General features: G+C 62.2%; 14 protein-coding genes and 1 pseudogene. 6 read left to right on the forward strand and 9 right to left on the reverse strand.

What is annotated here, in order from left to right; translation table 11 throughout:
- Window positions 1–438, forward strand: a pseudogene (locus F573_RS0112500) (hypothetical protein); the annotation flags it as partial.
- Window positions 439–535: 97 nt separating this feature from the next.
- Here F573_RS0112500 and F573_RS0112505 read toward each other — a convergent pair.
- The 7 genes from F573_RS0112505 to F573_RS0112545 all read right to left on the reverse strand — a co-directional run bounded on the left by F573_RS0112505 (window position 536) and on the right by F573_RS0112545 (window position 13,989).
- Window positions 536–1,237 carry a M48 family metallopeptidase gene (locus F573_RS0112505; protein ID WP_019022858.1) on the reverse strand — a complete coding sequence of 234 codons (702 nt, stop codon included), beginning with the start codon at window positions 1,235–1,237 and terminating at the stop codon, window positions 536–538.
- Window positions 1,234–4,572: a type I restriction endonuclease subunit R gene (locus tag F573_RS0112510; protein WP_019022859.1), complete on the reverse strand. Its 3,339-nt coding sequence runs from the start codon at window positions 4,570–4,572 to the stop codon at window positions 1,234–1,236. The genes F573_RS0112505 and F573_RS0112510 overlap by 4 nt, the downstream gene beginning before the upstream one ends.
- A 349-nt stretch (window positions 4,573–4,921) precedes the next feature.
- Complete coding sequence (locus F573_RS14930; protein ID WP_081619220.1) at window positions 4,922–7,036, reverse strand: DEAD/DEAH box helicase; 2,115 nt, start codon at window positions 7,034–7,036, stop codon at window positions 4,922–4,924.
- The gene (locus F573_RS0112525; RefSeq protein ID WP_026300918.1) at window positions 7,033–7,875 is read right to left on the reverse strand and encodes a DUF1837 domain-containing protein; all 843 of its coding nucleotides are present in this window, start codon (window positions 7,873–7,875) and stop codon (window positions 7,033–7,035) included. Before F573_RS0112525 ends, F573_RS14930 begins: the two co-directional genes overlap by 4 nt.
- A 521-nt stretch (window positions 7,876–8,396) precedes the next feature.
- On the reverse strand, window positions 8,397–10,238 hold the full coding sequence (locus tag F573_RS0112530) for a DUF262 domain-containing protein (protein WP_019022862.1): 1,842 nt from the start codon (window positions 10,236–10,238) through the stop codon (window positions 8,397–8,399).
- 45 nt (window positions 10,239–10,283) lie between these two features.
- Window positions 10,284–11,576: a restriction endonuclease subunit S gene (locus tag F573_RS15265; protein WP_081619221.1), complete on the reverse strand. Its 1,293-nt coding sequence runs from the start codon at window positions 11,574–11,576 to the stop codon at window positions 10,284–10,286.
- Window positions 11,569–13,989 (reverse strand): class I SAM-dependent DNA methyltransferase, encoded by a 2,421-nt coding sequence (locus F573_RS0112545; protein WP_019022865.1) that lies wholly within the window; start codon window positions 13,987–13,989, stop codon window positions 11,569–11,571. The genes F573_RS15265 and F573_RS0112545 overlap by 8 nt, the downstream gene beginning before the upstream one ends.
- A 376-nt stretch (window positions 13,990–14,365) precedes the next feature.
- Here F573_RS0112545 and F573_RS0112550 point away from each other — a divergent pair, with 376 nt between their 5' ends.
- Window positions 14,366–14,905 (forward strand): PH domain-containing protein, encoded by a 540-nt coding sequence (locus F573_RS0112550; protein ID WP_019022866.1) that lies wholly within the window; start codon window positions 14,366–14,368, stop codon window positions 14,903–14,905.
- Between the two features lie 43 nt (window positions 14,906–14,948).
- Here F573_RS0112550 and F573_RS0112555 read toward each other — a convergent pair whose 3' ends face one another.
- Window positions 14,949–15,599, reverse strand: coding sequence for an SOS response-associated peptidase (locus F573_RS0112555; protein WP_019022867.1), 651 nt, complete (start codon window positions 15,597–15,599; stop codon window positions 14,949–14,951).
- Window positions 15,600–15,843: 244 nt separating this feature from the next.
- Between F573_RS0112555 and F573_RS0112560 the strand changes: the two genes are divergently transcribed.
- The 4 genes from F573_RS0112560 (at window position 15,844) to F573_RS0112580 (ending at window position 24,228) form a co-directional block, all read left to right on the forward strand.
- Window positions 15,844–16,647 carry a hypothetical protein gene (locus F573_RS0112560; RefSeq protein ID WP_019022868.1) on the forward strand — a complete coding sequence of 268 codons (804 nt, stop codon included), beginning with the start codon at window positions 15,844–15,846 and terminating at the stop codon, window positions 16,645–16,647.
- A gap of 178 nt (window positions 16,648–16,825) precedes the next feature.
- Complete coding sequence (locus F573_RS0112565; protein ID WP_018870950.1) at window positions 16,826–17,473, forward strand: ERCC4 domain-containing protein; 648 nt, start codon at window positions 16,826–16,828, stop codon at window positions 17,471–17,473.
- Window positions 17,474–18,322: 849 nt separating this feature from the next.
- Window positions 18,323–21,034 carry a hypothetical protein gene (locus F573_RS0112575; protein WP_231384420.1) on the forward strand — a complete coding sequence of 904 codons (2,712 nt, stop codon included), beginning with the start codon at window positions 18,323–18,325 and terminating at the stop codon, window positions 21,032–21,034.
- On the forward strand, window positions 21,031–24,228 hold the full coding sequence (locus F573_RS0112580; RefSeq protein WP_019022871.1) for a site-specific integrase: 3,198 nt from the start codon (window positions 21,031–21,033) through the stop codon (window positions 24,226–24,228). Before F573_RS0112575 ends, F573_RS0112580 begins: the two co-directional genes overlap by 4 nt.
- A 433-nt stretch (window positions 24,229–24,661) precedes the next feature.
- Here F573_RS0112580 and F573_RS0112585 read toward each other — a convergent pair.
- A partial coding sequence (locus F573_RS0112585; RefSeq protein ID WP_019022872.1) for an integrase core domain-containing protein occupies window positions 24,662–24,865 on the reverse strand: 204 nt, incomplete at its 5' end.

Genomic DNA, 24,865 nt, shown 5'->3' on the forward strand with positions numbered 1-24,865 from the left:
GCCGGCCTCAGGCTGCAAGAACAAGGCCCGATCCAACACTTGGTCACCGAGGAGCGTGGTTCACCTCGACTGCGAATGCGGCCCGACATCGCCCTGTTGAACCGGCAAAACACCGTCGTGTCCATCCTCGACACCAAATGGAAAATCCTCGCCGGCGAGGACCCTCTCCGCGATTTGCCCAACTCGGACCTCTATCAAATCAGCACCTATGCCGCGGCATACGGGTGCCGCGAGGTGGGTCTGTTCTTCCCCGAGCAGGAGTGTTTCCAGAGCGAGCGGCCCAGACGGCTGACCATCGAACTCGGCAACAAGGTGCAGTTGACCGTCCGTGCCGTCCCCGTAAGCGATCCAGGCGCCCGGATGGACGTCGATTTCAAGCATATCGATCGGCGCACTCCCGACTCGGTAATGCCTGCAGGGTCGATTTCCGTGCGTTAGACGCCCTCGGCGCTGCTCCCACCCGAGCATCCCGCTGTCATCCGGCCTGATCGCGACCAAACCCGCGCTTCTAGCCGTCGTTGATGCCGGTCGGCACTCAGATCCCCTCCACCTCGATGCCGTGTTCGGCGAGCCAGCGCTTGCGCTGGTCGTAGTCGGGCATGGCGCGTTCGAGGCGGCGCCAGAACTCGGGGGTGTGGTGGGGCTCGTGCAGGTGGATCAGCTCGTGCACCGCGACGTATTCGGCGATGTTGCGGGGCAGCAGGATCGTCTTCCAGTGGAAGTAGAGCCAGTCGCCCCGACCGCAGGAGCCCCAGCGGAACCCCAGGTCCTGCACCTTGACGCCTGCGGGCGAGAGGCCGAGGCGCCGCGCGTGGGCATCCACCTGGCGGCCCAGCCAGTCGTTCGCGCGCGCGGTGTACCACTGGATGAAATGCCGCCGGGCATCGCTCAGGGCATCCTCGCGGATCCGGAAACGCCCGCCATCGAGCTTCAGGGGAACGGCCTGCTCGGCCGCCGGGACCATCTTCAGGCGATGGCTGCGTCCGAGGTACAGGAACCCCTCGCCGTCCACGTATTCCTTTCTCGGCAGTGGACGGTGGCGCCGGGCCTTTTCCGCCAGTTTGCGGTAGATCCAGCCGCGTTTCTCGACCACGAAGGCACGGATCTGCTCCGGATCGGTCCCCGCCGGGGCCGCGATGGCCAGCTCGCCATCGCGGTCCACGGTGATCTCCAGTGTCTTGCGGCGCCGGCTCTCCCGCACCCGGAAGGTCAGGTCTTCTACCTGTAGCTCTGTCATGCGCTGACCAGGCGGTCGTGGTTGGCCCGCGCCAGATCGAACAGCCGCTCCACCAGCGGCTCGACTTCCTCCACCGGCACCACGTCCCGCTGCACCAGCTGCTGGAACAGCTGGCCCTTCAGCCGCTCCTGGTCCGGGATATGGGACGGTTTCCAGAAATCGGGCACGTCGATCTCGTCCTGGATCACCCCGAGCAGCTCCTCGGTGACTTCGATCAGGCGGTTCGCTTCGGTCTCCCCGGCCGGAGCGCCGTCCGCAGCGGTGCTCTGCGCCAGTTCACGCCAAAACGGGACCGCGTGGGCCGGCAGATCGGGCAGCGCCTCGCCGTCCACGGGCTCATCCTCCCGCAGCTGTCGGATCAGGCCATCCAGCGCATCCACCTGCTCCGCCCACTGGCCATCCAGTTGCTGCAGCAGTTCCTCCAGCCGCTCGCTCAGCCGACCGTACTTCACCGGGTCTTCGTCGAGGTGCTTGCGGATGTGAGAACGGACCGCGTGCTCCATCTCGGAGGCCTTGGCGCGATCGCCCACCTGACGGTTCAGGTGCCGCTCGAAGTCGGCATCGGTGAGTTGCACCGGCGGAATGCGCGGGTCCATGCCGAGCGAGATCACGTAGTCGTCGATCAGCTTGCGCACCTTGTTGCCCACATCCTGCCCCAGCGACGGCACGTCCTTGTAGCGGTTGCGGGCCAGGGCGTGGATATGGGCCAGCTGCTTGGCATCGTTGACGAACTCCAGCCCTTCCGGGCGTGGCAGCACGTCATCCAGGCTCTGGCTGAATTCCTTCAGCTTGACGGTGAACTCGGCCCGCACCCGCTCGTCGGCCAGGGCCTGCACGGCCTCTTCCACGTCCTCCAAGCGCTCTACGCCCTGCTGGCGCAGCACGTCCACCGTACGCAGATGACGATCGCGCAGCAACGGGATCTCGTCCTTCAGGCTTTGCAGGGCGCCCTCGATGTCCTCCTCGCTGTAGGCCGCCAGGGCTTCCTTGAGGTGATTGGCCACGCCGAAGTAGTCCACCACAATGCCGTGGGTCTTGCGGTGACCGGTGCGATTGACCCGGGCGATCGCCTGCAGCAACTCCGCCTCGCGGATCGAACGGTCCAGGTACATCACCCCCTCGATGGGCGCATCGAAGCCGGTGAGCAGCATGGATTTCACGATCAGGAAGGCCAGCGGGTCGGCCTTCTCGGGGTCGTCGTGCGTCAGCGGCTTCTTGAAGCGCTGGATGTGGTTCTCAACCGCGCCGCGGTCGGTCCAGCGCGCCCACGCCGCATCGTCGTTGTTGCCGCCGCTGATCACCACGGCAAACTCCAGGCGCCGGAGCACGTCGCGATAGCGCCAGGCCTGGATCGCCGCCTTCACCCGCTCCGGCCGGGCCACCAGCTGCGCATCGTCGAGCTGCTTGTCCTCCACGGGCAGCGCCATCGCCTCCTCCAGCAGCTCGTCCCGGGCCTCGTTCAGTGCCTCGAAATAGCGCACCGCCGCCCGCCGGCTGTAGGCGACCAGCTGGGCCTTGTAGCCGTTCGGCAGGATGTGGGTCACGTAGTGGCGCAGCATGTCCGCGGCCTTCTCGCGGACGAGCTGCGGCGCCTCGAAGATCTGCCCCTTGGTGGCGTATTTCTTCTTGATCGCCTCCAGCTCCTCCTTGCTGTAGCTGCGGAACAGGTCCTCGAACAGGCCGTCCAGGCTGGCCCCGTCCTTGATCGCGCCCTTCACCGTGCGCCCCTCGTACAGGATCGGCACGGTGGCGCCGTCCTGCTCCGCTTCCTTGATGGTGTAGCGGTCGATGTAGTCGCCGAAGATGTCGTGCGTGCGCTTCTTCTCGCCCATGATGATGGGCGTACCGGTGAAGCCGATACGGGCCGCGTTGGGCAGCGCGCGCATCATGTTGGCGTGCAGGTCGCCGGCCTGGGTCCGGTGCGCCTCGTCCACCAGCACCAGGATGTCCTCGCTGGTGTTCAGCACCTCGAAGGGCTCGCTGCGCTTCGGCGCCGCCGGGGTCGCGTACTCGCCGGGTGGTTCCGCCACCTCGCGCAGGTCGTCCTGCGCCGCGTCCCCCGGCGCCTCGCCGGCGCCGCCCTCCCCCTCGGTGTCGGGGTCGCGATATTTCTGGATGGTGCCGAACACCAGCCCCGGCCCCTCCCGGGCCAGCAGCTGTTTCAGGCGCGTGGTATTCGGCGCGGTCGCCACCGTCTCACCGGTCAGCGCGGCCGTCTCCGAGAGCTGGGCCTGCAGGTCCTTGCGGTCGGTGATCACCACCACCTTGAAGCGGCGCAGCTCCGGGTCGGTGCGCAGCTTGCGCACCAGAAACACCATCGACAGGCTCTTGCCGCTGCCCTGGGTGTGCCAGATGATCCCGCCGCGCCGGTCTACCTCCCCGTCTTCGCGCCGGGTCGCCCCGGTCTTCAGCCGTTCGATCGCACGGGTCACCCCGCGATACTGCTGATAGCGACAGACCAGCTTGATCGTCTGCCCGCCCGCGTTCATGAACAGCGTGTAATGGCGCACGATATCCAGCAGCATATCCGGCGCCAGCATCCCCGCCGCCAGGCGCTGCTGGGCGGAGAGCTCCGCCACGCCCAGCGCCTCGGCCACCTCCCACTCGCGCCGCGGCACCACCGTCTTCCAGCTCAGGTAATGGGCAAACGCCGCCCCCACGGTGCCCGCACGCGCCTCGTCGAAGTTGCTGGCGACCAGCAGCTGACTGGTCGCGAACAGCGCCGGCGCGCCCTCGTGCTCCTCGACCTCGAAATCCTGGAAGCGCTGGTCGTGGTAACGCCGCAGCTGGTCCACCGCCTGGCTGATGCCCTCCGGCACCGTGCGGCTCTTGCACTCCACCACCACCAGCGGAATGCCGTTCACGAACAGCACCAGATCCGGGATGATGTGGCCCTTGCCGACATCGAACCCGGGCGGGCACTTCACCTTGAACTGGTTCACCACCAGAAACTGGTTGTTCGCCGGTTCGTCCCAGTCGATCAGCCGGATCGTCTGACCCCGGCCGCCGTCCCAGTCCGGCAGCCCCTCCACGGTCAGGCCGCCCAGCAACAGCTCGGTCGCCTGCCGGTTCGCCTCCATCACCTTGCTGGCCGGGATGCGCGTAACCGCCGACACCGCCTGGTCCAGGCGCTTCTCGTCCAGCCAGGGCTCGCCCCCGCGTAAGTTGATCGCCCGCACCCGCTCGCGCAGCACCGGCTCCATTACCACCTGCGCGAACCCCTCGCGGCGGGTGACGCCCGGATCCTCGACCGACCCGGCCAGGTGCGTCCACCCCAACCCGACCAGCTGATCGATCAGCGGCTTCTCAACGTCCGTGTATTCCGGCCCGGCCATACCGCGCTCCAGTGGTCTGTGGGATCAGCATAGCAATTCTCCCAGTCGGCCTAGCGCCAAAACAGCTCCGCAGGCACGTTGCGCGCCCCATGGAGAAGGCCCTCCCGGCCCCCTGGTGAAACGAAGCTCGGCGAGAATAACCGCGCCCACATAAATCAAACGCGTCCTCCACGGCCCAAGCAACAGGCAAACTGCAAGGCCGCAAAGGCCCTCCTGCGTTCCCGCCTCGCATCGATAAAACTCGAACTTGCGAGCTAATCTTTTACCATCCCATTCATACCATTCGCTCGCGGGGCGAGACCCATCATCCGTTGCGCGCGATCGCATCACACCCCCGGCACCAACAACCCTACAAACCGCCTTGCAGATCCGATAACATACACCGTTCAAACGTCGCCAAATTCGATAGCTTCGACACGTCCACTTGCCGGACTTGCTCAAGCGCCTCATCTAAGTCTTCGCTTAAACCCATCGCCCTCGCCACCTTTTCCCCTATTTGCAAGGGCAGCCCGTACTCCTCCATTGCAACTACCGCCGGGTTGCGAAATAAGCACTCTAATTGATAGGCGAAGTAGCTGTAATCTCCGCATCGCCCAAACCTCTTCTCAAAGACATACTCTTGTATCGTTGACACCGCCATCAATAGTCGCGGAAGCTCGAATCCTGCCCAATTTCTATCGAATGAAAAAACACGCTCAATCGCCTCATCCGCAGTGTCTGCCGCAAACCGGCCTGCACGCAGCTCATTTTCAACCCGACGTCGAACACTCAACCCCTTCATCAGATCCCACGCCTTGTAAGACAGCTGCTTAGCCGAGTATACGCCACTTTTTGGCTGCCCGAGGGTAAAGTAGTCCCATGCCAACCTGCACGCCGCTTCAAGTTCTGGATAGCCCGGACGCCCTCGCCACATTAATTTAAACGCAGAAGCCTCGTCTAACACTTCCAAATATTCAGCAAGCGCGACCTGCTTACCTGGATCGAGTGTTTCGTTCTTCTTTATAATCTGGACGGGAAGACCGTCGTGCTCTAAATACTCTGCTATTCTATCTCTAGATCTAGGCTTCAGATCGTCCTCCTCAATCTGCATTAACAGGCTATTCGGGACATCTTCGCCTTGCGTAATAAGAGGGAAATCCACGAACGGCAACTCTTCTTGCGGCACCTTACCAAACACATACACGTTCCCAATAAAATGATGAAACATTCGCCCCGACCGCCCACGAATATTATTGAACGTGAAATAGGAGTAAGGCCTACTCCCAACGTTTGCATCAAGCACTACAACATTCTTCGCGGACGTATTAACACCCTCAATAAGAGTTGATGTGCAAACCAGAAACTTGAGATCACCTCGGTTAAACGCACGCACCGCATACTGCCCTAACGAGCGGGGCAATCGCCCGTGATGGAGGCCGACACCACTGACAAGTGCCTTTTGGAACGTCCAGTCAGGATGAAATTCATCGGATAACCACCGCACCTCATCCTCAAAGCTCCTTGAAGCATTGTCGATCCCATGCTCCACCAAACGCTGAGCCACTTCGTTGGCGCGCCGGGGAGATTGGCAATAAATTAAAGTTTGTCCCTCTATATTCTCGACCAAATCACACAGGCGGCCAAGGTCGTCCCCATCTCCTTTTACATGGTGCACTTCCGTAACGACCGTGGCGAACTCAGTACTAATAAACGAACATTTGAAATCCCTTTCCACTCCACTCGGTATCTGGCGAATCGCTGGCCCCAGAAGATAAAACTGGCCACCATTTTTGAACAACCGATAAAACGCTTTATTTAACGCCACCGTCCGAGCGTCATCACCTCCTAACTCCCCAATTTTGTAGAACTCATCCACCACAAAGAAATCGATCTTTGGAAGCTCTTTGTATGCCAAAAGTCTCTCTGCGGTGAATACAAAAATATTCGAGTCTGCAGGCCTTTGCGCAACTTGCGTTATAATTTTCTTATTATGCCCACCGTCGGTAAGGCGCCTACGCGTTTCATCAATAAGCGCAATAGTAGGCACTATCAAGACGATATTTGTGTGCCTCCCAGTAGAGACGACAGCGTCTATGATTCGGCTCTTACCGAAACTTGTAGGTGCACTTAGAATAACATTCTCTCCCGCATCTAGACGGCGAAACACCTCACCTTGCACTCGAGTGAATACGATATCTGAGTCACTCGTCGGACGGTGCGCCTCATACGCTAACAGATCACGGAGGCAAAGCTCTTCCTCCTCGAGGTATGGGTATAGCCCCACCTCACGGGTAAATGCGTCAAGAACTTCCCAAAACCCGTAGAGCGCTTCCCTCTTGTCTAGGGCACGCAGCACAAGCTCCCGTGCAGCCACCTCATCTGAGGGGCTATTCACATATGCACTAATTTGATGCAAGATCTCAAAGGCGTTTGACCGCAGATATTCTTCATTCGACAGAGCTTGCACTAGTTCCCTGAAAGTCATAGGTTTTGCCAAGCCTCTAGTTTCTGGTGTAGGAGACCGACGAGCTCGTCCTTACTCTTTAGTGGCAGAAGGAACAAATGAATGTCGAGCGAAGGCAGATTTCGTGTGGCAAAATTATGGTAGTGTTTGCGGACCTCTGCCTCGAACTGTTCGCAGTAATCCTGAGAGCATCGATCGTGCGTCTTGACGCAACTGCTATCGTAAGTTAGCAGCACTGGGATCACAGCTTTCGCAAAAACTTGATCGAGCGATGTATTGGGTGAGATAAGGCTTTTTAATGCCTCAGCGTGGGGCCAGTCATCATCCACCTTGCCTCGTATAAGGAGAAACTCATCTCTTAAATAGTCCCGCTGCGTGTGCGCGTGAAGCTCTTCCACTACGTCTGAGATAGCGCGGCCGATGTCTTTGTATAACTTAACTTCTCCTAGCCACAACTCCAAACCGTCGTTTCCATCTACCACATGAACAGCATCAAACCCCTTAACGGTCTCATTGCGTGCGGTTTTGTAATATATCTTGCTAATCGCGGGCATTGAGCCGAATACCTGGCGGATTGCGGCGTGCAAAAAAAGCTCACCGAATTCTCCTCGGCTTTCAAACTTTTTCGTGGCGTATACATTCTTTGCGGCGCGCCGCATCAGACTGACCACGTTACCCGACTGAATGCTTTCGAGCTCTTTTTGCGTGAGTGCGAATTCCGGCAGCCACTCCATCACATGATCGGCAAACTGTTCTGCCCGCCATTCACCTAGCTCATACCCAACACAAAGACCAACAAGCTGTGGCGATATCTCCTGATCGTGGACTCGGACGGTTATAAAATGGTCGGGCGTATCCATCATAAAGATCCCAGACAGGATGTATTTAACTTAGCGTAAGTGGTGTCGGTCGGCTACTTGCCCATCCCCCGCCCAACAGTTCCACAAGATCTGCATTGTCACGCTAGAGAATCAAGAAGCTTCTTTGGCTCATTCGTCAACGAATGACATGGGGCAGGTTATTAACAGCCGCCTATGGCCACCTCGCACGATGTTCCCGTCCTTAATCCTATCAGAAGAAGGTTTGGTCGGTGGCCGGGCGTTGCGTTGGTACGTGCTCTGGGTGCCACACGGTTCGTGTGGCGCCTCCCTATATATCGCAAGGTGGGCGACACCGCGCCGTTTTTGGTCCGAGAGGTGGTCGAAAATGCCGAATGCGTGCCAAGCTATCTTGGCCGGGGCCGATGCTATTCGGATTCTGGATTGCGTCGCGCAGCGCGCTTCGGCGGCGTTCTCTGACCGTAGCTTCTGACGGTATTTGGGATGGGCCTCAATGTGATGCATGAGCCTATGGAGCCGACTTTGGGCCGACGGCACCGGCGTTATGATGACGACTGCGTGGCGACGGCACCGTCAGGCGTCCGGATTTCGTCAATACCCATGAGTACCCCCTTGCCCATCGCCTTTTCGATAATCTCCAGCAGCCGGCGCTTGCGCTGCTGGTAGAAGGCGTCGAAGTCGTCCGCGCGCAGGGCCTCCACCGGGATGCGGTGGCCTTCGAGGATGGCGTCCATCTCCGCGTTGTCGAGCTGGACCTGCTCGTGGTTTTGCAGGCGCTGCAGGTACTCCGAGGGCGCGTCGCCGCCGATCATCCGGTTGGCCTTGTACGAGATCGGGGTCTTGTTGACGATCGAGTCGTACACCCGGGGCGGGATGTCCCGGGCGTCGCACCAGGCGCGGGGGAAGATGTGGTGGATGTCCAGTTCAACACCCTGTTGATCGAGGGCCTGGATATCCCCCTTCCAGAAGAAGTCCCTGGCCCCTTCGCGCAGGATCAGCACGTTGATGCCCTTGTAGGCCGCACTCAGGCGGGTACGCAGGGTATCGAGGCGCGCCGGGTCGAACGAGGCATCCACCACGGTGCGTGGCAGCGCATCGTCGTCCTCGAACCAGTACATCAGCTCCTCCAGGTCCAGGGCGATGCGGGTCTCCACGGCGCCGCCGTAGAGTTCGCCCAGCACGCCGCTCCAGAACCAGCGGGAGAGCTTGTTGTGGATGCGCGGCTCGCGCCAGCGGTTGCCCAGCAGGGTCATCACCGCGGCCAGCGGCACCAGTTGCGTGGCGTAGGGCAGCTCGCGCCGGCTGTAGAAGCACTCGCCCTTGAGGAAATAGGCCGCCTCGACAAAGCCCTGCTCCACCGCATCGGCCCAGCGCTGGTAGGCCTCCAGTGGCAGATCCAGCACCGAGGCGCGCTTCGCGCTCACCGGCCGCACCTGCTTGCCCTGCTTTCCGGCGGCGATGTCCTCCTGCTTGCGCTCGCGCGTGTGCAGTAACGTGATCGCCTGCAGCAGATCCGTGTTCTCCACATCGGCCAGCAGTTCGTGCTGCGCGAGCCGAGCCTGCCGGGAGGCGACATTGCGGATATCGGAGCCGAACCAGTCGTCGCGCAGGTTGTAGCCCTCGGCGGCGTAGCTGGCGGTGATCAGCTCGAACACCGAGAGCTGCACCCCGCCGGTGTTCACCTTCTCGAACACCAGGCAGACCGCTTCCTTGGAGGTCTCCTTCTTCAGCTCGATCACCGGGAGCTGGTAGGCGGAGAACGCGCTGAGGATCTTCTTCTGGAACTCCAGGAACTCGCCCATGGCCTCCTGGTTGTAGCGGAACAGATCCTGCAGCCAGCCGGAGTCGTCGAGGATCCGGTCACAGGGGAAGCACAGCCGTTCGCACTCCAGCTGCCGCGTGGACAGATCGATTTCCACGTCACGCCCGAAGTTGGTGCGCGTCTGGCGGTTCTCGTCGACCGCGAACACCGCGTCTTCCAGCCGGTCTTCGCCTTCCAGCGCCATGCGCACATCGAAGTAGTAGTGACGCTTGATCGGCTTGCCCTTGGAGGTCCGGGTATCCACCGGGGTCTCCAGCCCCACCGCCTGGGTCAGACTCGTCAACCGCTGCTGACCGTCCAGGATCAACTGGTCGGGCTCGCCGCCCAACTTCTTCGGATCGATCCCTTCCACCGGGCGCGTCTGGAACTGCACCTCGCCCCCGGTTTCCATCAGCATCACCGCCCCCACCGGAAACGAGCGCGCAATGCTGACGAGCAGGCTCTGGACGTGGTCGTCGTCCCACACCCAGCCGCGCTGGAAGTCCGGCAACTGGATCTTGCCGCTGGTGATGTCCTTGAGGAGCTCGGGCAGCGAGCGTTTGGTGCTGTCGAAGGTGGTCATGGCGGTTCCCTGTGCGCTGTGGTGCGGGTGTTGTGGCGGCCCCGTCTACGCCGGCGTGCCGGTCTCGGCGTGCTCGAGCAATGGCGTGACGCGGACGCGGCCGGTAAGGAGGTCGTCCATCAGTGCAGTTTTCTCAGATTTGAGCTTTGCTACCGCATGCTGTTCTTTCTTTATTTTTTTATTCAAACCGAGCAATGCATCAACAACCTTGACCTGCTCTTTCATGCTGCTTGGCGCAGCCATATAGACCTTTCTGAGATTGGTAGGATTGACATTGACTTGATGAACCCCGGGCGTGGCATATCTCTTGACCATATTCTTTGTGCTGTTAAGATTAAGCCAAAAATTGAGATACTCCGGACTTAGCTTTTCTTGATCAGGGTTTAGTCGAACCAAGTAAGAGGCAAAGCTCACTCTGGGAAGCTGGCCTCGCCATATTCCTGTTCTCCCAACATGATCTATACTGTTGGTTCTGTTGAAGAGCACGTCACCATACTGAAGGGTCAGACCACTGATTGAGGATGCTGGTGAGAACTTGAGGCTTCCAAGAGAGGCTTCTCCGTCCTGAAAGTTATTCATCCTAAGTACAGGAACCTCTCCTGAATCACTCAAGCTGGATGAAATCCCATAATCAGCTGTTGGCACAAACCATTTCAGCTGATCACATACCCACTCCCTCGGAATGAGCCCCAGCGGCGAGTCCTTGTAGAGTTCCGGCGCCTGCTCGGGGCTGGGACGGAGCTGGCCGTTCTCGTCGATGCCGCGGGTCAGCAGGTCGTGGAGCAGGCCCTCCTTGACCTTCTCCAGCTTGGCGATCAGCGCCTCGGTCTTCTGGATCTGGGTGTTGAGGGTGTCGAGGATGCTGGCGATGATCTTCTGCTGGTCAATCGGGGGATGTGCAACCCAGCAGTTCCGAACGTCACTTGGTTTTATAAAGGGTTGCGCGGAGCCAGATCGAGGCCAGTAACTTTCGCGATTCACCCTGTAATAAAGGTACTTAGCATCCAACTGGCTTGGTGAAGGAATGATGGCCTGTACATTCGCCAGCGTAGTCCAGTTACCCGAAGCAAAAAAGCACCTTCCGCAATTTGCACCAATCGCGGACAATACGACACCATCGGTATTGGAAAACTCTACTTGGCCAACATAACCATCCTGTCCGGCAGCACTGTAAGCAGGAACCCCGCTGGCAACATAACCAGCGCTCTTGGTAATCCCCAGCTTTCCGCCTTGATGAAAAGTGCATGCTTCATATAGCTGCGAGACCTTCCAGTCCTGCGGAAAAGATTTATTTTCTGGCTTCTCGTAGCCGGGCCGAAGTGTTGTCGTTTCAGACATACCCCAACCCCTCCAGATACTGCTTCAGCTCCCGGGCGGCAGCATCGCGCTCTTCCTCAATGTCGGCCAGCGTCACCAGGTACTTGTCCCACCAGGTCTCGAAGGCAGCGATCACCTGCTGGCGCTGCTGGCGAATGGGGCGTTCGAGGATGCCCTTGAGGTCGTTGTGCAGGATGGTGCCCACGAGCTCGGCGGCCGCTGGCTCGTCCAGGGTGTCCACGGCGGTGTTCAGGTGCGCCTCGAAGCTGGCAACCTTCGCCTTGTGCTGCTTTTTCACCTGGGTGCGTTCGCTCTTCCAGGCCTTGATCTCGGCCGGGGTCGGGGCGTCTTCGTCCTCGCTGGTGGCTTCGCCCTCGCCGTCTTCGTCGCCTTCGGGTCTGGCCTCGGCGGCCTTGATGCGGGCGTCCAGCTCGGCCTTGCGGGCGGCCAGTTCTTCGAGTTCGGCCACGTAGTCCTGCAGCAGGAAGTGCACCAGGCGGTGGTCCAGCGGGTTGGCCTTGTTCTGGTCGTCTTCCAGTTGGCTGATGATGGTGGTGCGCCAGGCGTCCACCACGCCGAGGCAGCCACGGGTCTGCAGGGTGCGGAACTCGTTCTTGTTGTCGAACCAGAAGCCGGCAATGATCCCGCGCACCGCAAAGCGGTCGAGCATGCCGGTGGGCTCCAGGGCGGCGGAGAAGCTGCCCAGCAGCTCGTCGCGCAGCTGGGTCAGGCGGCCGCCGTTGCCGGAGAGTGCGGTGATGCTGGCGCCGTGCTCGGCCCACCAGGCCTCGAAGGCGGCCAGCACGCGGGCCTCGCGTTCCTGCAGGCCGGTGTCGGCCTCGATGGCCGGCTTGAGGTCGCGCTTCTCGCTCAGGTGTTCGGCGAAGTCCACGTAGTCGGGATCGTCCGTCCGGGGCGTGAACAGGTGCATCGGGTCGAGGCCCTGGGCGTCGAACAGCGGGCGCCGGGCCTCGATCTCCTTCACCGGCACGCCACCCTTGAGGTGGGCACGCACGTCCTGGGGCTCGGGCGGCGGGGTGTTGTCGGCGTAGCGGCGGATGTTCAGGTTGTAGTCGTTCTCGCGCAGCTCCTCGAGTGGCACCACCCGGGCGAAGCCGGGCACGTCCTCGAAGGCATCCCAGGTGCTGACGATCTTCTCGAGGTGTTCCGGCAGCAGGTGGTTCTGGGCACGGCCCTCGTGGTATTCGCGGTCGGCGTTGATGAACAGCACGCGGCCCCGGCGCTCCTCGGGCTTGGCGCCCTTGGCGCGCAGCACCAGGATGCTGGCCGGGATGCCGGTGCCGTAGAACAGGTTGGGCGCCAGGCCGATCACCGCCTCCACCAGGTCGTCTTCCAGCAGGCCGGCGCGGATGCGCTTCTCGTCGCCGCCGCGGAACAGCACGCCATGCGGCATGACGGTGGCCAGGCGGCCGTTGGCGTTCAGGCTGGCGACCATGTGCTGCAGGAACATCAGGTCGGCCTTCTTGGCGCCCTCGGGCACGCTGCCGTAGTGGAAGCGCTCGGGGAAGTGCGGGCTGGGCGTGTAGCCGATGGAGAACGGCGGGTTGGTGAGGATGCGGTCGAAGCGCTTGAGCTCGCCGCCCTCGACGTGCTGCGGGTCAGTGAGGGTGTCCTCGTTTTGCAGATCGGCGCTGCTGATCCCGTGCAGCAGCATGTTCATCTTGGCGATGGCCCAGACCGAGCCGGAGGCCTCCTGCCCGAACAGGTTGAGCTTGCGCGTGTCGCCGCCCTGCTCTTCCAGGTTCTCCTTGGACAGGATCAGCATCCCGCCCGACCCCATGCACGGGTCGTAGACGCTGTGGCCCTCCTGCGGATCCATCAGCCGCACCATCATGCGAACCACCGGGCGCGGGGTGTAGAACTCGCCGCCCTTCTTGCCGGCGGAGTCGGCGAAGTCGCGGATCAGGTACTCGTAGGCAGCCCCCAGCAGGTCGGGGAACTCGAAGTCCTCGTTGCGCAGGCGGTACTCGCTGAAGTGGACAATCAGGTCGCGCAGCTTCTTGTCCGGCAGCGTGGTGGAACCCACCTTGCGGGTGAAGTCGATGTGCTCCAGCACCCCGGCCAGGCTGGGGTTGTGCTCTTCCAAACCGGCCAGGGCCTTGTTCAGCTCGTTGCCCACGCCCTGGTGAGCCTCGTTCAGCAGGTACTCCCAGCGCGCCTTGGGCGGCACGTAGAAGTCCGACTTGTACCAACTGGGCATCTCGACGAGCCTGGCGATCTCTTCCTCGCTCTTGCCGCTGGCGCGCAGGTTGTCGCGCACCTCTTCCCGCCGCTGCTCGAAGACGTCCGAGCAGCGCTTCAGGAACAGCATGCCGAAGATGTACTCCTTGAACTCCGAGGCGTCCATGCGCCCGCGAAGAATGTCCGCCGCCGCGAACAGGTGGCGCTCAAGCTGGTTCAGGGTCAGGATCATGGAGGGTGTTGGTCCTTCAAACGAGTCAGGGGTGTCTGGCGTCAACGGCTCCGACCGGCCACTCTCGCCGCTCACCGCGACAACGGCCGTCGCACCAATGGCGCCTCATGGTATCGGGCCGGTACCCAACCCGCCATGAACGCCCGCCTCTGCCTGCATCGGGCGCTGCGTTCCGGTGTCCGGCTGCTGGTCTCGACGGCGCGGTGGCATTGAGGCATTTTGGTGAAGGTCGAGGCCGCGTCGTTGCCCGGATGGTGTCATTTGCGGGCACCCCGGGGGAACTGCCGCGGGATCAGATGCCGCATGGCGCCCTGGCCGTTTTCGCCACAGCGCGGGACGCAGACCACGCGGATCCGGAAACAGGAGGAACAGGCCCGTGAGTGATGAGTCCGGCAGTATCGTCATCCGGCCGGCCATCCGTGCGTTCCATGGCCGTCTGCTCATGCTCGTCCTTGTCCTGGCGGGCGGGCTGTCCGCGCCGACAGGGGCCGCCTGGCTGGCCCGTCAGGAACACGAACTCCTGCAGCGCATGGCCGCCACAAGCCTTGAATTGCCCGCCCTGGGAGAGGCCGACCTCGGGGCGCTGGGCATGGCCACCGGCATCCTCGTGGCACTGTTGATCGCCTTGTGGATCACGCTGTCCCGGTATTACTACACCTGGACACTGCACCCCGAGTACATGCATGCGTCCATCGGCCTGGTGGCGAACAAGGAACGCGCCATGTACTACGAAAACGCGCGGATCCCGACGATACGGCGGGGCATCATCGACCGGCTACTGATCGTGGGATCGCTGGAGGTGTCCTCCACCGGCGGCGGGGACGAGGGGGAGTTCCACATGCAGGGTGTGTCGAACCCCAAACGGCTCCAGAAGACCGTGATGGAGCGCATCGAGGCAGCCCGCGCGCGGGGCTAGTCAGCCGCGGGCTTTCCCGCCGCAGCCCGTTCACCACGACCCGTCAGGCGATGGCCTCAATCAGCGACGGGTCGTCCTCGGCCGGCCGGTTCACCCGCGTCGACACCGGGTGATACCGAAGCGCTTCCGGGTTCAGGCGCTGCGTCCGCGCCCGGATCGTGTCCCGTTCGGTGAGTGTCGGGTCCAGCCACTCCCAGCGGCAGGCGGCATCCAGTACCAGGGGCTTGCGCTCGTGGATATGCGCCAGACGGTCCGATGCGGGTTCGGTGATGATCGCGCAGCAGGCGCCGCCGTCGGTGGTGGGTTCCCAGATCCCCGCCATCATCAGCACGTCCTGCGGCGCGTCTTCAGCCAGGGTGATGTAGTACGGCTGCTTGCCCTGCTCCGTCCTGCGCCATTCGTACCAGCCATCGGCCAGCACGATGCAACGGCGATGCGCGAACGCCGAGCGGAAATACGGGCTGGTGGCCACCTTCTCGGCCCGCGCGTTGATGGGCCGCGGGCCTTCCTCCACCCGTTCGGGCCGAAAGCCCCAGAACATCGGCTGGAACGCAACCGCCGCATCGTCGCCCGCCCGGAACCCTTCCAGCTCCGTCCCCGGCGCGACGTTGTACCGCGGTGCGTCGAAACCCGCATCGACCGGTACCTGGAAATAGCGCATGGCCAGCTCGCTGGTCGCGCTGTATCGCGTCATTCGTCCGCACATGGAGCCAGCATGCCACGGGCGCCGTGCAACCCGAACCCGGGGCTCCATCCCCTGCCGGTGGCACCGCCTTCCCCGGGTCCGGCTTTCGCAGGACAACGTCCAGCCTCATCGCCCCCTCCAAACGGAGGTGTCTCGGCCCGGCAGACATCCGGTTTCATTGGTCGGTCGATGGTGCGGTTCACGCCACGCCCCGACGCACATATTCAGGCCAGCCACAAGGAGAAGCGAAACCGTGGGTAACCAACTGGTATTCAAGAACTGGGGCACCCCGCTCATGGGGCTCTTCGTGCTCGTGATGAGCGTGATCTTCCTGACCACGTTCGGCCGCAGCACGCATCTCGCCTGCGGGGCGGAGGAGCGCTACTGCGAACTCACCCGATCGGCCCCGTTCGGCATCCATGAATCCACCGAGGGCCGCTACCCCCTGGAAGAGATCCAGCAGGCCACACTGGGCGAGAGTCGGAACAGCGACGGCGACCGCACCTACTCCGCCAACCTGCAGCTGGACGACAGCTCGGTGGATATCCTGGGCTACAGCCGGAGCGGCCGATCGGGCGTTCAATCCATCGTGGACGAGGTCAACACCGGCCTCGACGATGTCCGTCAGGGCGGAGACTTCCACATGAGCCACCAGGTCACGTTCGGCCTGTGGATGCCCCTGGCGATGAGCGTACTGGGTCTCTACCTGCTGCTGTTCCAGCGCAATGTAGTAGCCCTGTGGCTGCCGCCCGGGGTTGACCAGCTACAGGTCGCCGAACGGCGCTGGTGGCAGCCGGGGAGCCCCGGCAAGATCCGCGACATCCCCTTGCAGGACATCAGCCGGGTGGCCGTAGAGACGACCTGGTCGAGGTCACAGCGTTCCGGCCATAGCAAACCCGCCCACAGGCCGGTCATCTATCTGAAATCCGGGGAATCCATCCCCCTCACGCGAACGCGCAGATCGGGCCAGGGCGCCTTCCGCCGGCAAGAGCAAGTGCGCCGCTTCCTCGAACAGGGCGGCGCATCGCTGGACGACGAGCCCGACGACCCCGCGTAACCGGGGTGAGGATCCGATCGGTGTCCCGGACAGAACCGCTCGGGCAGCTCGGGCAGGAACACCGGGGAGGGCGACGAACCGGCGCCCTCCCGGTGGTATCCGAGACTGCATGAGGGATTGCGAGTTACCCCCTGCGCTCCGCCTAGACTGCGTGCGGGTCACACAACCGGAGTCCCCAATGGAAAATCTTCATCTGCCGATCCGCGTCGACAAGCGCGAAAAGGGCAAGATCATCCAGCGCATCGAAGAGCTGGAGGGCGTGGAACTGGAATTCACCGATCTGGACGTGGGCGATTACGTCTTGCCCAACGGCGTCGTGATCGAACGCAAATCCGCGGCCGACATGGTCCTGAGCGTGGTTGACAAGAGCCTGTGGGAGAACGCCGCGAAGCTGAAGGCCAACTACCGGCAGGTGATCTACATCGTCGAAGGGGACCTGTACGAGCCGCGCTTCTACCAGCAGGCGCTGGACATCCACCGCGCCCTGGCCCACCTGACCATCGCCCTCGGCATCAGCGTGCTGCCCAGCCCGGATGCCGACAACAGCGGCATGCTCATCTACCTGACCGGCCTGAACGCACAGATCGAGCCGGATCCCGTCGACCGTGAGGCCGAGTCCGACAATCGGCGCAAGGTCGCCGAATTCATCCTCAGCGGCCTGCCCGGGGTCGCCGCGGACGAAGCCCGCGACCTGCTGCGCCACGTTGGCAGCGTGCGCGACGTGATCAACGCCGACGCCGCCACCCTCGCCCGGACCGACGTCCTCGACCCCGAACGCGCTGAACGCATCGAGTCCGTCGTCACCTACGGCAGCCGCAAAAGCTGAGCGATCAATGACCGGACCGCAACCCGACGTCCGTGGTCAACGCGACATGTGCCGCACGAAGGAGCTCAAGGAATCATCGGCTTACAGCATCCTTTGACACACCCTAAAGACGCTGTAGAATACGCGTCTCGGACACGACAGGCGCGTAGCTCAGTTGCACCACCTTGACATGGTCCGGGACGCCCCCTGACTCCCCCGCCCCACAAGCCCCAAAAAGCCCGCCATAATCGACTTTATTGGAATTTAGGGTCATCCTGGGTCACACAGGAATCCACAATTCTGTTTTCGAAAAGGCTCTAGAGCCATCGCATTGCTAGCCGAATCCTGACCTGACAGACTGAGCACCACCTGATCGCTACGAGGGCGCTATGCCAAGCTCCCTGCCACGATGGATCCGAGTGCCTGTAGGCGAGCTGCTGGACGACCCGGTGACGATGCGCCCTCCCATACCGGTTGCGCCCAGCCTCACGGCCGACGCGGTGAAGGAACTCCTCATTCAGCGCCCCATCATCGCCGTGCCGGACACCGCCCACGGGAAGAGTGTCTACCGTCCGGTCGCCGGCATACCAAGCCTCAGCGTCGCGAAAGCGTGCCTGTCGGCGGACGAACAAATCCCTGTCCTGAGTGCTCCCGACTCCGATAGCGATCTGAGGCATGCGGTCGACGATCTACTCGTCCCGACCGTCGAACATTCAGGTAGCGCGGAGCTACCGAAACGGTGGCAGACCGCACATACGGATGGAGTACTCCCGATCATGTTGGGTAGGCAGCCGACCCAACCCGAGATCGCGCGCTTCCTCGGTGTATCGCTGTCCACCTACAAAAGCCACTGCAGAGATCGGTACGGCCATGGCGGGAAGTGAAAAGGTCCTTCTCTCCGACTCCCAGGTGGAGAACCTCTACGGGGCGCTGCGACGTATCAACCACCCCGCCCCGGAGAACCTGGTCGAACGAGTCCGCCCCCTTCTACAAATGCCCGATTCATTGGCCGGAGTGTGTCCAATCGCGCAGAACCTCGGTCACCTTCTTCCCCGGGTCCAGAAGCTCCTTCCAGGGGAAGAAGGGGGCGGCGCGGTGGACGTCTTACGCGAATGGCATGACGCCCTAAGCGCCATTCCGCGCGGGGACCCCCTGTGGTCGGGGGCTACGCACCTGTATCGGGAAGACGAGCCTCGAAAAAAAGTGCAGCACCCTTTCACAGGGATATTGACGACCCATCCGATCTGGTGCGCCCTTTGGTTCGTTCATCACGATGCAGAAGGTCCTGAGCCCGACACCTATAAATGGCTACAGGCCCATCTGCTGACTGCCCATATCCTGCTGTACCTGAGAGGCTTGCGCCCTCGTCATGATCAGCACCCATACAATGCAAGCATGGTGGTCCGTTGGGCCCATGAGCCGAAGTTCCGCTGGCTGATCCTCAAGGTCGGTCCCGTGCGGGAGGACCCCAGAAGGCTTGCGGAAACGCTCCTCGAGATCAAGGAACAGGCGTCGCCATCCGACAGCCAACCGGCCGCCGACAAGCGCCAAACTCTCATAACGCAGTACGGCGGGTACCTGGCCGAGATCATGGCTTTGGCGCACGACCTGCCCTTCCGAGGCATCGCGGAAAGGACCCGGACCGGCAGATCTGGGGGCCAAAGAACCGGCTCGCCACGCGGTCGGGACGTCGACGCCATGGAGCCGGACCATCATGGATTCCAGCACCACCAAGACAATCGGTTGCTCCAGGCGAGCTGGGGCACCGACGAATACCGGGCAAACCGCCACGTTCCAAGCGAAGAACACCAGAACGAGCTGCTCACCAGCGGCCTGGCGCCCGAAGAGTATGAAGTCGATGACGCCGCCGAGATCACGTTCGAGGCCATACTCCGCCATGAACCGGGTGAGGATCGGGCACCGCTCGATCTGAAGGATCTGCCGCCTCTGGGATCGATCTATGCCCGGGCGCGGAGCATAGGTCGGCGCATCGCGATGGAAAGCCAGCGCTTTCGTGTTGAGCTCCGACGGATCCGGCTTACCCAGCTCCACCGCATTCTGCAAACCCTCGAAGCAGTTTTTTCCGAGGCCTCCGTTGATGGGCCGCATGACGAGCCGGCAAGCCGACGCGAAGAGCGGAACAAACGTCGCGAAACGGTGTTGCTCGCGGCGATCGCCCTAGTCACCGGGTCCCCGCCCGATACCGTCAGGAGAACCCAGTGCGTCGACGGCATAAGCCAACTGCCGGCGGAGTTCAAGCTGGCGTACAACCCCGGTTACCGGATGTGGATGCGGCCCTACAACCCTCCGCCCCGACATCCACTCGCTCAGGAAGAGCGAAAGCAGGCGATCGAACACTGGCCCCGCGTTGTCTTCGAGGACATCCTCGGGGTGGGCCAGCACCTCAACCGCATGCCCTACGATCGAAAGACCCAACGGCACTTCACCCACAACGAAAGCACGTACGAAAAACTGTGGGACAGTCACATCGTCCCGCGTCTGGAACAGGCCGGGGTGGAACGACGATGGTGTCAGTTCAAAAATCTGGCCACCATCATGCCAAGCTGGTTCGCCTGGGCCGAGGAAGGTCAGCATCTTGCGCCGGCCCTGCTATTCGGGACCGATGACCCGCTCGCCCGGACCCACCATTTCTACACGGCGTGGGAACGTGGGGAGCTGGCGCGTATCTACCATGAGCATCTGGAAACGGCGCTCGCGGGTAGCGGACTGGATGAAGAACGCGACCACTCCTACGAAAGACTCTGGAACTACCGCGCGCCAGGCACCGCCATCCCGGAGAGCTGGACAGGGAATGATCGGTTACCTCGGGCCGAATCCATTTCGGATCTGATTGCTGAACTCAGCGGCAGACTCCACAGCCAAAGCCCGCCCCACCGTCGCGATGCGGCGGGTTGGTTGAACGCGCACAACCTGATGACGGCGTACACCGCCCTCGGACTGACCCTGGCGGTGGGCGGTCGCGCCATCCGGACGCCGGTTCCGGACCTTTCGGCCCGGCACCACGCCACCGGGACCATCGCCCTGCAGGAGAAGGACCGGTCGGATGGGTCCCATGCCCGACTCGTGGTGCTACCGCCCGAGGTGATCCAGCAGATCGAGGCCTACATGGAGCACCTGGTCGTCCTTTTCACCACGTTTCCGGGGCTGCCCACGAGCCTCACCTGCCCCGCCACCAAGCACCGGGATCGGAGCGCATATCAGAGCGATCAGTATGAACTGGCGCTTCGCTCCACCTGTTTTTTCCTGGACGCCGGGGATCCCGGTGATCCGACGACCTGGGTCCCCGTGGAACTGACGGGCAGACGTCTGCGTGAGGAATGCAATCGCGTGCTCCCCGCCGCCTGGCCACTCGACAACGCCGGCCGTCACCTTTTGCGCAGCTATCTCACCGCTCAGGGCTGTCCCGCCACGATCATCAACACGCATCTCGGCCACTGGAGCTACGGCGAGGAGCCCTGGGGTGCTCCCTCCGCGTTCGATCCGGTCCGTTACCGAAAGGCGATCCGTCCGTATCTGGACAGACTCATGCAGGACATCGGCTACAGGGTTGTGGCGCCATGAGCGATACGTCTGGCGAACCGGGCGACGGCGGGCTCGACGACGACCCTCGCGCGATCTGGGTCGGCTGGACGCACCTCTGGAACCCGATCGGGGAACGCCAGCCCGACCCCACCGAAGCGACCCGGGAGGAACCACAGGATGGTGACGAGTTCCTGTCCGTCTGGCGCATCCTCAAAGAGCAATACCCGAGGCTCACCTCGGTCGAGCCGCCCGAAGACCTCAAGTGGACGAAAAGCGACACGCGCACACTGATGTTACAGGTCCGCGCCGAGGCGCCTGCGGGCCGCAGCTTCGTCGCCCAGCGACGCGTCGCCGAAATCCTCGATACCGGCAACCGCGTCGGTCGGTGGCGGATCGTCATTCCGGACCTGCCCGTCCCTTTACCGCCGGCGCCTTCCTCGCCGTTCCAGCACCATGACTTTCTCGACATGGTCCGCCATCAGGACCTGGTGGACACCTTCCGGAACCAGCTCGCCTCACCGATCGACCCGGAACGGATTCAGGCCCGGTGGGGCCGGATTTTCCTGAGCGCCCTGCTCTTCGGCGGCCTTCTGCGCCCGCGGTGGCTCTGGGCTCTCGGCCACTCTCTCCATCAGGCTCCCGCACACCACCACTGGATGGAGCTGTATCACCAGGTCAAGGACGAAACGATGCCACTGCACCTGCGCTGGTATCCGGATCCGATCACGCGCCATCTGCTCGTCCGCGATGGAAACAAAGGCCTGCCTGCCGGCCTTCCGGAGACGCGGGCAGACGGCCCGCTCCTCTACCGCTGGATCAGAGAATGCGCCGAGACGCTGGGCTTCTCCGACCAGCTCCCGCGCAACTGGAGTCAACTGCAGAAGGTCGCCCGCCTTCATCTGGCGCTTTACGTCCCGCCGTATCTCCTCGCCCACGCCGCGGGTGAGCGGGTGGCCACGTCACTACCGGTCAGCGTGCATGAACGACTGATCTTTCCACCGGATCGGATCCGGACTTCATTGCCCCCACGGGCCACGGAGCCGGGCCATCGGTCCGAAGTCTCGGAGAACGGCTCTGCTCCTGCACAAAGCGCCACGACGGAGGAAGACGCCGACCCGCACGGCCATGAAGCCTGGCCCGCGCAACTGCACGATCTCACCCGTCTGATCCGAAAAAACGATCCCCCGGATCCACAGCCCATTCGCGACTGGATCGAGGCGCACCCAACCGCCAACCCGACAGGGGGCCGGACTCCCCTACCCTTGCTCCCGAGTGTCCGGCGGCTCGCCGACTGGGTCGCAAACCGGCTGTGCACACCCGCACGAGCGGGCCGCAAGCCGCGGCGCCGTACCGTCTATGAACTCTACAACGCCGTAGCCGGCCGCATCGCCGGTCAGCTTGGCGATACGGATCCGGCAGACCTCACGGCGGACGACCTCATCGAACTCTACACCAGCGCCCTTGAGGACACGCCGAACGCGCGCAGCCGCAAACGCGTGGCCCGAGGCCTTCGCAGCTTCCATCAATTTCTGATGGAAGCGCACTCCCGGTCGCCACTCCCGCTGGAGACGTTGGAGTCGCCGCAGCATGTTGTGACCCACGGCCCGCCCGACGCCAACTACTTGGACGAGGCCCTGTTTCAGCGCACCCTCGACTGGGTGGACGAGCTGTACCGTGACAACCCCGCGGTCGGCACCGTGCTCACCCTGATCATGGCTTTGGGATTTTACGGCGGTCTACGTCGCAGTGAGGCCGCGGGCATCCTGATTGGCGACCTCGAAGGCCCACCGGAATACTCGCTGCTGGTGCGGCCGAACGGCCTGCGTCTGCTCAAGAGCGGCAACGCACAGCGCGTCCTACCCCTTCACGCCATGTTGCCGGAGGCGTTACTGGAACGGCTGACGAGATGGCAGGAGCATCGACGGGCCGAGCCGGATGGGTCCGAAGCTGCGCCACTGTTCGCGCTGCCAGACCGCGGGCCGATACGCCCCAACGATCAGCTTCTGGATGCGGCCACCCGGGCCATGACCCAGGTGACGGGCGATCCCGATATCCGCTTTCACCATCTGCGCCACTCGTTCGCATCCCGAACGCTGCTGCACTTCTGGGAACTGGAAGGCGAAGGCGAGGAACCGCTTCCTCCCTGGTCACAGGCCCGTTCGATGGCGGCCCCGACCGATCCCCGAAAGCTTCGCCGCGAACTCATTGGCGACCAAAGCCCCACGCAGCGTCGGACGCTGCGTCTGGTCTCGCGGCTTATGGGCCATTCCGACACCCAGATCACCATCGAGCATTACGTCCACACTCTGGACGATCTTCTCGGACGTGCCGTCCGGCGCATGATCGACGGACTCGACACCCGACAGATCGAGGCGATCACCGGACGGAGCGCGCCGCGGATCCGTGAAGTTCGTCGGGAGACGAACTTCGGCACCCCGGCGGAGACCATGGACCGCATCACCGACGGTCTACTGCCCTCGGGATCGTCCCTGACGAAACTGCGGGAGCGGACGGCGGCCGGCACCCACTGCGGCACTCCCATACCGATGGAGGAACCGGCGGACCCACTGGACCGGGCATTCCTCCTGATCCGGGCCATCAACAGCACTGAGTACTCCACGGAGGCCATTTCCAGACGATTCGCTTTTCCGTGGGACAGGCCTACCCTCGAGCGTTACGCGGCTACACTTCGCACCCTTCCCCAGGAGCTGCGCCTGCGTCGCAGCCGCCCGTATGAGTCCAGGCGGTTGCTCGAGCCGCCGCATGTGAACGAGTATCCAAACTTCCGCGCGACTTGGTCGTACCTCTATGGAGACGACCAGACGCCCGCAATGACGTCACGTGACCGAAAGAAACTGCTTGAAACTTTCACTCGGGCGATCATCCCCAACGCTCCATTACTGACGCTCCAGTTCCCGAGCGTACCCGACCTCAAACGCTGGGTCCGTCTGCTGGACCATCTGGAGATTCAGGAGCTGTTCGTCGGGTATCACACCGCGAAACCCGGCTCCCGGGCCGCAAATCCGTCCAAGCAGTTGCAGCATTGGCGTCATGCGGCTGGCCACCTTCTATCCATCGAGCATCGCCCGACCGCCCATCCATCCCGGGAAGCCACCGCGGCCCGAGGCGAAGTCATCGTCACCTTCCATCCCGACGCTCAGAAGGCCGTCTCACTTGGCCCGTACGCTGTGCAGCTAGTAATTTCCCTCGCCATTGCGGAAGAAAATATATGAAAAAAATTTAACAATAAACGTGAGATTGCACAAAACTGGAGCCTACACTAAAATAATTCGCGCAACACTGGAAACCAACACCTTTTCCGAGAGATAAACCAATTTAAACTAAAAACTTTTTGCTTTATGACCTAAACCATACCAGACCAAACCATTTTTTCTCTTCCACCCACGTTTTGACCTCCATCCACATGTTAAGCATTCGACCATCGACACTATTAGGAATTACATTTTTCATCGGTCTCCTCGTGTTTGGCGCATGCATGGAAGACCTTAGTGTACTCTCTCTCGCTGGAGCCCTTTTATTTGTCAATGCAGGAGTTCCAATGGAAGACAATAGCTACAAACGCATGGGTAAATTTTTTTTTCATAACGAGCGCACTTCTATTCATAGTTTTTCTTGGTGTGTAATGACCCCCGGTTTTTGCTCACCCTACGCGCTTAACGCGGGGTGGGCCCGTGGTGCCGCATAGCCCAGTGCCTGATGCGGCCGTTGTTCGTTGTAGTACCGGATCCAGTCGCCGATCACCGCCCGTGCGTGGCCCAGGGACTCGAAGCGGTGCTGCCAGATGCACTCCTCTTTCAGTGAGCGGAAGAACCGCTCGATCAGACCGTTCTGCTCCGGCGTGTACGGTGT

Origin of the sequence: Thioalkalivibrio sp. ALE23, from assembly GCF_000378545.1 — a bacterium.
In the GTDB taxonomy this organism is placed as follows: Bacteria; Pseudomonadota; Gammaproteobacteria; order Ectothiorhodospirales; family Ectothiorhodospiraceae; genus Thioalkalivibrio.